Origin of the sequence: Pseudoalteromonas sp. GW168-MNA-CIBAN-0100 (assembly GCF_040309225.1) — a bacterium.
GTDB classification, from domain to species: Bacteria; Pseudomonadota; Gammaproteobacteria; order Enterobacterales; family Alteromonadaceae; genus Pseudoalteromonas; species Pseudoalteromonas arctica.
Window position 1 is genome coordinate 1 of record NZ_JBEOOL010000421.1, and the last position, 290, is coordinate 290.

General features: G+C 47.2%; 1 protein-coding gene. It reads right to left on the reverse strand.

What is annotated here, in order from left to right:
* On the reverse strand, nucleotides 1-290 hold a 290-nt coding region (locus AAEY62_RS21775), incomplete at both ends, for an IS30 family transposase (protein ID WP_350636477.1).

Consider the following 290-nt stretch of genomic DNA (forward strand, 5'->3'; position numbering starts at 1 on the left):
GTGATGCTATGAAGCGCTGACCTATATGGCCTTAATAGTTCTATCGTCGCCGCAGTGACGGCTTCCGCTGTTTTTCCTGCCACCTGAGTTGATACAGTGAATTGGGTAACCCGCTCTACAATGGTAACAAGGGCGCCTCGATGACCTTTGCCTATGACGGTATCTATTTCCCAATCTCCGATACGGCCTTTCTCATCAACTATTTGTGGGCGCTCTTCAATGCTAACGCGATTTTTTATTTGCCCTCGGTTTGTTTTACCATGACTGCGCTTGTGATATTTCTTACCGTG